Raw genomic sequence first — 8,656 nt, forward strand, 5'->3', positions numbered from 1 at the left:
GTGTGGACACGTTTAAAAAGTTAAAGCAATATTATTTGCCTTACAAGAAACATTTTTTACTATCTGTATTCTTCTTGTTTTTTGTAACGGTAATCACAGTTGTTTATCCCATTATTTTACAGCAAACAATTGATCGCGTTGTTTTAATGGATCGCTATGAATTAATTCCGTACATTTCCGTTATTTTCTTGTTGTTAATGACTGTTAAAGGATTTGCTACTTTTTATCATCAATATTTAGGGGATTTATTTGGTATTACAGCTGTATATAAATTACGTGATGGATTATATCAAAAGCTACAGCGATTATCATTTACGTATTATGATAACGCTAAAACAGGAGATATTATGTCTCGCTTAACAGCTGATGTAGAAGGGTTTCGTTTTTTTCTATCTTTTGGATTTTCGGAACTGTTAAGAGTAATATTACTTATAACGGTTAGTTTGGGAGTTATGTTCTATTACTCAGTTCCGCTTGCTTTAGTTACAATGGCCGCGATGCCTTTTCTGGCTATTGTTGTATTTCAATTTGATAAACGTGTACATCCGGCTTTTCGCCTGATTCGAAAATCTTATGGTAATTTAAATACGCGTGTTCAAGAAAACATTAGCGGTATGCATACGGTGAAGTCACTCTCGCGTGAGGGATTTGAAATTGGACGTTTTGCGGATCGTAATGATTCGTACAGGCAAAATTATTTACACACTTCGTTTATTTGGGCAAAGTACTTTCCTTTAATGGAATTTATCGGAAATTTCTGTGCGGCAGCATTGTTGGCATATGGTGGTTTTCTTGTTATTGATGGGCAATTGTCTCTTGGTGCATTAATCGCTTTTTTTAGCTTAGTTTGGTACATTATGGGACCGCTTATGAACCTTGGTTTTATTGTCAATCAGTTTTCACAAGCAAAAGCTTCTGCAGAAAGATTATTAGAAATCTTAGAAGAAGAAGAGGATATTATAGAATCCGAACACGCTATTCGAGAACCTATACACGGGCACGTAACATTTCGGAATGTTACGTTAACATATGCGGATGAAAACGACGCTGCTTTGAAGAATATTAGTTTTGATGCTCCCCCTGGGAAAGTTATTGGATTAATTGGTTCTACAGGATCTGGTAAAACGAGTATTACACAGCTCATTACGCGTTTTTACGAGCCTGTTTCTGGAGATGTACTTATTGATCAAAAGCCTGTTTCTGATTATTATCTTAAAGCTTTGCGCAAGGAAATTGGCTTTGTCTTGCAAGAAGCATTCTTATTTTCTACGACAATTCGTGAAAATATTGCCTACGGTAGCCCAGGTGTAGAGGATGAGCAGATTATAGATGCTGCTAAACGAGCGCAAGCGCACGATTTTATTATGAAAATGCCAGAAGGGTATGACACGATGTTAGGTGAACGTGGGATGGGACTATCAGGAGGACAAAAACAACGTATTGCCATTGCAAGAGCGATCTGTATTAATCCTAAAATTCTTATTTTGGATGATGCTACATCTGCAGTAGATATGGAAACAGAATTTAGAATTCAAAAGGCTTTACAAGAAGTAATGAAGGGGAGAACTTCATTTATTATAGCTCATCGAATTGCTTCATTAAAACATGCAGATGAAATATTAGTTTTAGAAGGGGGAAAAGTCGTAGAGCGTGGTAATCATGACTTCTTAATTAAGAATCAGGGACCGTATCAACGAATTTATGATATTCAATACCAGGATAGAGAAGAAGTGATGAAGCGTCAGCACGCTTAGAAGGAGGAAAATGTGAATGACGAAGGATAAGTCCAAAGAGTCCAAAAGCAGGCACTTACAACGCTTTCATTATACGCAAGACCAAGCAATTGAAAAGCCGTTTAATTGGAAGCAAATGTGGCGTCTACTGGTCTATTTGAAACCTTATGCAAAAACTTATTTACCGGCTGCAATTATAGCTATGTTTATATCGACAGCTGTACGATTAATTGTACCAATTTTAATCGGAAAAGTCGCTATTGATGTAGCTATAAGTGAACAAAATGTAACGCTGTTGACTTATTTAGTGGTGGTTATTGGCATTTTATATTTATTAAGCTATGCGGGAAATGTATTTCGGATAAAGTGGGTAAATATTTTAGGTCAAAATGTTATTTACGATATTAGACAACATTTGTTTTCGCACGTCCAACGGTTATCGCATCGTTTTTTTGATTCCCGTTCAGCCGGTTCTATTTTAGTTCGCATTATGAATGATATTAATTCACTTCAGGAATTATTTACAAATGGAATTATTAACTTGCTTATGGACATTGTAACATTAGTAGGGATCATTGTTATTTTGTTTGTGCTTAGCCCTAAGCTTGCGTTAGCGATTATGGTTATACTTCCGCTAATGTTCTACCTAACAACCAAGTTACGACGGACGATTCGTCGTTCTTGGCAACAAGTAAGAATTCAACAATCACGCATGAATTCTCATTTGAATGAAGGTTTACAAGGGATACGAATTACGCAATCATTTTCTCAAGAACAAGAAAATAGTGAGTATTTTCATGGAGTAAATAAAGATAATTTTAGTAGCTGGAAGGAAGCTACGAAGAAGAGTGCTATGTTTCGTCCGTTTGTTGAATTGAGCAATGCTGTCGGTACAGTTATTTTAATATCTTATGGGGCATACTTAATTTTACTTGGTGAAAATAGTGGTGGCATTGCTATTGGAACGTTTGTTTCGTTCGCCTTTTTTATTGGTATGTTTTGGGAACCAATATCTCGTTTAGGTCAGATGTATAATCAAATGCTCATGGCAATGGCAGCATCTGAGCGTATTTTTGAATTTTTAGATGAACGGCCAAATGTTCAAGAAAAGAGCGATGCTCATGTTTTCAAGGACATGAAAGGACAAATTGTCTTTGATAAAGTGAATTTTTATTACGATAAAGATCGCATTGCCTTGAACAATATATCTCTGACTATTCATGCGGGGCAAACAGTTGCATTAGTTGGCCATACTGGAAGTGGTAAAACAACAATTGCTAATTTAATAAGTAGATTTTATGATCCAACAAAAGGGAAGGTTACAATTGATAACTATGATTTACGTGAAGTCCAATTAGATAGCTTACGACAAAGTATAAGCGTTGTTTTACAGGATACATTTATTTTTTCAGGCACTATTATGGAAAATATTCGTTTTGGGCGGCCAGATGCGTCTGATGAAGAAGTCATTCGCGCAGCAGAAGTCGTTGGCGCTAATGAATTTATAAAGCGTATGGCGAATAGTTATGAAACGGAAGTTGAAGAGCGTGGCAATATTTTATCTGCAGGGGAAAGACAATTGTTATCGTTTGCAAGAGCATTATTAGCTAATCCGAAAATTTTAATACTTGATGAAGCTACAGCAAGTATTGATACAGAAACAGAAGTTAAGATTCAAGATGCTTTAGCTAAATTATTGAAAGGACGCACTGCTATTATTATTGCGCATCGCTTATCTACCATTCGTAAGGCTGATAATATATTTGTGCTTGAGAATGGACACATATTAGAAAGCGGAAATCATGACGATTTAATGAAACAAGGTGGAGAGTACTACCATTTAGTAAAAGCACAATTTCAAATGTTAGATGCAATATAAAGTAAATCTTCAGTCAGTATGGGGTTCTTTCATTCCTCGTGATTGTAGGTGGACGTATAGGAAATGTAGCTGTATACGTTCATTTAGGAAATGTAGCTGTATACGTTCATTTTTGCGTTCATTGTTCTTAAAGTTTATGGTACATGATGGTTGAATGTAAAGACTTGGCGATAGCCAAGTCTTTCAAATGCTATAAATCGTGGTTTTCTATTGTAATAATAGAGTATTTTGTACATCTTTTTTCAATAAAGTTTTCATCTTGAAATATGGTAGAACGAATAGAACTGTGATAAGCTATGAACAAAGACGAAACATGGAGGAACAAAGGATGAAACGAGAATTCGCAGTAATTGGATTAGGAAGATTTGGTGGAAGTATTTGTAAAGAGTTAAGCATGGAAGGGATGGAAGTGCTTGCTATTGATAACAATGAAGATAGAATTAATGAGTTTAAAAATATAGCTTCTCATGCTGTTATTGTTGACTCAACAGATGAAGCTTCTTTAAAAGAACTAGGAATAAAGAATATTGACCATGTTATTGTTGCAATCGGAGATGATATTCAAGCAAGTATTTTAACAACGGTTATTTTAACGGATTTAGGTATTAAGAAAATTACAGTAAAAGCTCAAAATGATTACCATGCGAAAATTCTTAATAAAATTGGCGCAGATCAGGTGGTACATCCAGAAAGAGATATGGGAAAAAGAATTGCACATAGTATTATATCAAATAACATATTGGATTACTTAGAACTATCCGATGACCATAGCATTGTTGAGGTAAAAGTTGGTGAAAAAATGCTAGGCAAGACGCTTGTCGAATTAGATATTCGTGCTAATTATGGATGTAACGTAGTAGCCATTAAACATGGGAAAGATATTAACGTATCGCCTAGTGCGGATCATCGTTTTTCCGAAGGGGACATTTTAATCGTTATTGGTGCAGATAAAGATATATCGCGTTTTGAAAAGCATTTAGTGATTGAAGAATAAACAGTCTAAGTAGGATACAAAATTTAAATCTCCTTTTTCGTATTATAGGAAAGCAATAAATTTCTAGGCTTTATAGATAAGCAAAACGACGACTTTCCATCGCCATAAAGATTTGGCAATAACCGAGTTTTTATGATGAAGCGAAGCCTTTGTCATACTTTTAGGCTACTAACAAAGCGGGGATCCAATTGTAGATTTATTTTATCCGATTTTATAGTAGAATAAAAAACAGCCAGTGTACGTATACTCTGGCTGTTTTTTTATGTTAAACTTCCATAATAATAGGTAGTACCATAGGGCGACGCTTTGTTTTTTCATACAGAAATGGAGCGATAGTATCTGTGATCTCGTTTTTAATCTCGGACCATTGTGACGTTTTGCGTTCCATCACTTTGGTTAAATGCGTCGCGACCAATTTCTGTGCTTCATTAATTAAGTCTTCCGATTCCCTCATATAGACAAAGCCACGTGAAATGATGTCAGGGCCTGCAGAAACTTTAAACTCTTTCATATTAATGCTTACAACTACAATAACGAGCCCTTCTTCTGAAAGTATTCGACGATCTCTTAGGACAATATTACCTATGTCGCCTATTCCGTTTCCATCTACATAAATGGAACCTGAAGGAATTTTTCCAGCTATTGTTGCTGTATCTTTTCCAAGTGCTAAAACATCTCCGTTGTCCATGACAAAGCAACTATCAGCGTCTGAACCACAAGCAACGGCCAATTTAATGTGCTCTTTTAACATTCTGTATTCACCATGTATAGGCATAAAGTATTTTGGTTTGATTAGGCGTAGCATGAGCTTTTGCTCTTCTTGACTACCATGCCCTGATGTGTGAATATTGGTTAATTTTCCGTGGATGACATCGGCACCTGCACGATATAATTTATTAATTGTTCTGCTGACACTAATGGTGTTTCCAGGGATTGGAGATGAAGAAAACACCACTGTATCGCCAGGGATAATTTGTATTTGCCGGTGAGTACCATTGGCAATCCTTGAGAGAGCGGCCATCGGTTCACCTTGAGATCCGGTACAAAGAATGGTCACTTCTTGTGCTGGAAGACGGTTTATTTGATTAGCATCAATAAACGTATTTTTCGGCGCTTGAATATAACCTAATTCTTGTCCTAAGTTAATAGCAGATTCCATACTTCTTCCGAATACAGCTATTTTACGGTTGTTTTTAACAGATGCTTCCACTACTTGTTGTAATCGATAAATATTTGACGCAAAAGTTGCGAATATAACACGTCCGTCAACTCTGCTAAAAATATCTTTTATATTTTCCCCAACCACTTTTTCGGACATCGTAAATCCGGGAACTTCACTGTTCGTACTATCTGATAAAAGGCAAAGCACACCCTCATTTCCAATTTCAGCCATTTTCGATAAATTAGCTGGTTCACCAACTGGAGTAAAATCAAATTTAAAATCTCCAGTATGAACAATATTTCCTGGCGGAGTTTTCACTACGATACCATAGGAATCTGGAATACTATGAGTTGTTCGGAAAAAGCTTACCGATGTTTTTCGGAATTTTATAATATCGTCTTCTTGAATCGTGTGTAATTTAGCATTTCTTAATAAACCGTGTTCTTCTAATTTATTTTTAATTAATCCTAACGCAAGTTTACCAGCATATATTGGCACATTAATTTCACGGAGAAGATATGGGATCCCCCCAATATGGTCTTCGTGTCCGTGGGTAATAAATAATCCTTTAATTTTATCTTGGTTTTGTACTAAATACGTATAGTCAGGGATAACATAATCAATACCTAACAACTCATCTTCCGGAAATTTAATTCCAGCATCGATTAGCACAATTTCATCCTGAAATTGAATGCCATACGTATTTTTTCCGATCTCTCCTAAGCCACCTAGAGCAAAAACGGCAGCTTGATCATTTTTCACGAATTTCATTGTTTAGATTTTCTCCACGTGAAAATCTTCGGATTGTTTTTCATATGCTAAATGTGCTTCATCCAATTCATGGATATATTCAATATTATACTTGCGTTCGTTGATTTTTGCTCTAACTTCTCTTACAGAGTTTCCCTCCACATAAGCGCTTTTTGTACGTTCTCGAACTGGAATCTCGTCAGCCAGTTCTTGATATAAAACTTTATAAATCATCTCATCTCTCCTTGACTAATTTCATTGTTGGTTTATTAATGTTACAGTTTTGAACACGGAGTTAATGCTATATTTTACCCGACACAAGAATGAAGATAAAGGTATCGTCTTTTTCCAAATAGTGTAGCTTTGTCTTTTTCATTTACTTTATGGTACCTTTAGTATGTGATTGGGCAAATTAATCATTGGTAGTCTTTTTACAAGTAGTTGGCACACGTCCTTGGCCTAAAAAGTCCTTCCAGCGTTTTTTGAGCTTTTTTCTTAGACGTTTCAGCATGACGTGTCATCTCCTTTCTTTGTTTTAAAAAACAAGAAAAACATCTACCGATCCAATCCCTCTTATCTATAGTATAGTATGAGTTGAGGAAATTTGAAATAAAAACACGCTATTTCTTAAAAATATTTCTCATGGCTGTGATAGAAAAGAGTGCATAAAAGTTGGAAACTGTGCTTCGTTTAGTGAATGTAGGAGCACAGTTTGTTGAAATAAGATCCGATGATTACTACGCTTATTTTTTACAACACGATTAAATTTATACACCAGAAAAGGGGATAAACATGCATAAAAAAATGGTTTTCTTAGATATTGACGGCACGATTTTAACCAAAAAAAATGAAATTCCACATAGTACAAAGCAAGCCATTAAACAATTGCAGGATAATGATGTGTACGTAGCGATAGCAACTGGAAGGGCACCTTTTATGTTTGAGCCTATACGTGAAGAGTTAAACATCCATTCTTTTGTTAGTTTTAATGGGCAGTATGTTGTGTTTGAAGGGAAAGAAGTTTATCAAAACCCGATAAAAAAAGATGATCTTTTGCGTTTAAACCATGAGATTACGAAAAATAATTATCCCATTGTTTTTTCTAGCTCGAAGAAAATGAAAGCTTCTGAACCTAACCATTCATTTATAGAAGAAAGTTTAAGCAGCATGAATTTCAGTTATCCAGAAGTGGATCCTAACTTTTATCAGTCTACATTGATTTATCAAGCTTTATTATTTTGTAAACAAGAAGAAGAAAAACAGTTAGCTAAACAGCTTCCTACGTTAGACTTTATTCGCTGGCATGAGTACTCGTGTGATGTTATTCCGTTAGGTGGGTCAAAAGCGATTGGAGTAGAAAAATTAATTGAAGCTAGCGGTTTAGCGTTTGAAAATACATTTGCCTTCGGGGATGGGTTAAATGATATGCAAATGTTACAGGAAATTGGAACAGGGGTAGCGATGGGGAATGCAGTTTCTGATTTAAAAGCGGTAGCAGATTATATAACGGAGGACGTTGATAAGGATGGGCTTGCAAATGGGTTGAAGCATCTTGGTTTAATTTAACCTTACTATGTTTCAAAGAAATGTTAGGTGTTTGCTACGAAAGCAGATATCTAAGTTAATTGCAAAGACATGCGTAACTATTGTTGGAAGAGACCTAGTGAGTTTCTTAAGTGCTTAAGCATGAAGAAACTCACTAGGTACCTGTGGTGCCAAGGGCATTATCAAAGCGACGGTATGTGATATACCATTTACTTTCATGAATAAAATGTTCACCCAAGCCCTATCTATTCTATAGGTTTTGCGTATTCTGGTATGAAGAAGGGGTTTTGTTGATTAATATGATCATAGAACATGATTCCGTTTAAATGATCAATTTCGTGTTGAAACACAATAGCAGCATAATCTTTTAATCTTAATTTAATGACTTCTCCATCCATATTTATGGCTTTTACGGTGACTCTAGCATATCTAGGAACGTATCCTTCTATATTTCGATCGACGGATAAACATCCTTCTCCAGACGGAAGATATGCTTTTTCTACAGAATGGCTAATTATTTTTGGATTAGCAAGTCCATAGCTGTATTTTTTCCCTCTACCATCTTCAAAGTGAACAGCTATTAAACGTTTATT

The 8,656-nt window shown here is 35.6% G+C and carries 7 protein-coding genes; 4 read left to right on the forward strand and 3 right to left on the reverse strand.

Going from position 1 to position 8,656, the window contains the following annotated elements; translation table 11 throughout:
• Positions 1-2 precede the first annotated feature (2 nt).
• From HLX49_RS12140 to HLX49_RS12150, 3 genes are all read left to right on the forward strand, one after another.
• Entirely contained in the window at positions 3-1,754 is a 1,752-nt protein-coding gene (locus HLX49_RS12140) for an ABC transporter ATP-binding protein (RefSeq protein WP_296362163.1), read from the forward strand.
• A 16-nt stretch (positions 1,755-1,770) separates the two neighbouring features.
• Positions 1,771-3,612, forward strand: coding sequence for an ABC transporter ATP-binding protein (locus HLX49_RS12145; RefSeq protein ID WP_296362165.1), 1,842 nt, complete (start codon positions 1,771-1,773; stop codon positions 3,610-3,612).
• 328 nt (positions 3,613-3,940) lie between these two features.
• A complete protein-coding gene (locus tag HLX49_RS12150; protein WP_073005395.1) occupies positions 3,941-4,606 on the forward strand; it encodes a potassium channel family protein in 666 nt (221 codons plus the stop codon).
• Between the two features lie 265 nt (positions 4,607-4,871).
• Here HLX49_RS12150 and rnjA read toward each other — a convergent pair whose 3' ends face one another.
• Both rnjA and HLX49_RS12160 read right to left on the reverse strand, forming a co-directional pair.
• Entirely contained in the window at positions 4,872-6,539 is a 1,668-nt protein-coding gene (gene rnjA / locus HLX49_RS12155; protein WP_077704486.1) for a ribonuclease J1, read from the reverse strand.
• Between the two features lie 3 nt (positions 6,540-6,542).
• Complete coding sequence (locus tag HLX49_RS12160) at positions 6,543-6,752, reverse strand: DNA-dependent RNA polymerase subunit epsilon (protein WP_073005381.1); 210 nt, start codon at positions 6,750-6,752, stop codon at positions 6,543-6,545.
• Positions 6,753-7,310: 558 nt separating this feature from the next.
• On the opposite strand from HLX49_RS12160, the gene HLX49_RS12165 reads away from it, so the two are divergent.
• Entirely contained in the window at positions 7,311-8,084 is a 774-nt protein-coding gene (locus tag HLX49_RS12165) for a Cof-type HAD-IIB family hydrolase (protein ID WP_077704483.1), read from the forward strand.
• 224 nt (positions 8,085-8,308) lie between these two features.
• On the opposite strand, the gene def is transcribed toward HLX49_RS12165, so the two are convergent.
• Positions 8,309-8,656, reverse strand: a 348-nt coding sequence (gene def / locus HLX49_RS12170; protein ID WP_296362174.1) for a peptide deformylase, incomplete at its 5' end; no start/stop codon positions are given.

It is taken from the genome of Virgibacillus sp. (assembly GCF_013393565.1).
Classification (GTDB): Bacteria; Bacillota; Bacilli; order Bacillales; family Amphibacillaceae; genus Virgibacillus; species Virgibacillus dokdonensis.